Source organism: Modestobacter italicus (assembly GCF_019799965.1).
GTDB classification, from domain to species: Bacteria; Actinomycetota; Actinomycetes; order Mycobacteriales; family Geodermatophilaceae; genus Modestobacter; species Modestobacter italicus_A.
Map to the genome: position 1 here is coordinate 1 of NZ_JABGCJ010000082.1, position 725 is coordinate 725.

At 47.0% G+C, this 725-nt stretch carries 1 protein-coding gene; it reads right to left on the reverse strand.

The genetic code is table 11. The annotated features are described in order from the left end of the window. Nucleotides 1–224, reverse strand: a 224-nt coding sequence (locus HLA93_RS20415; protein ID WP_222196270.1) for a hypothetical protein, incomplete at its 3' end; no start/stop codon positions are given. Nucleotides 225–725 lie beyond the last annotated feature (501 nt).

Genomic DNA, 725 nt, shown 5'->3' on the forward strand with positions numbered 1-725 from the left:
AAGTTATCCCTCTCAATTTCCTCAACAACTTCCTTCTCTTGGCTTCTCTCTTTTCTCTTAGAGGTCTCATCACTCCCTACATCAACCTCCACCGGAGGTGTACTATCTTCATCCATGAGGTCCTCTCCTACCCTATTGTCAACCACTCTACCACTCCTAAGCACAGAAATGGCTTGGACATCCTCATGTTTGACGGGCTCTTGAGAGGTAGAACTCTCAGCCACATAAGCTCCCTTAGGGTTTCTAACCGGTTGGCTAGGCAAATGACCCTCTTCCCTACGACTTAAAGAAGCCGCAATTTGGCCCATTTGGGTCTCAAGTTTTGCAATAGATTGGGAGTGAGAATGAAGGAGTTGGGTATTGGCTTCCATATTCTTGAGAGCACTCAACACTTGCTCTTCAAATCCCGGAGTTCTTTGAGGTGGTTGGGGTGGAGGTACTTGAACCATTTGTTGGGATGGTTGATTGTAAGGTGGTTGAGATTGAGAGTGAGGCACCATTGTGCCTTGAGATTGATATTGATTTTGGGGTGGAGATTGCCTATAGGGAACAACCATACCTTGATTGGGTCCTTGGTAATTAGGTCTCATAGGTTGGGAAGGTTGAGTTGGAGGCCTAGGAGGTAATTGTTGACTCCACCTAAAATTGGGATGGTTCGCCCACCCGGAGTTGTAAGTGTTAGAGTAAGGGTCACTCCTTTGAGGTACATACCCTTGGGCGGCGTT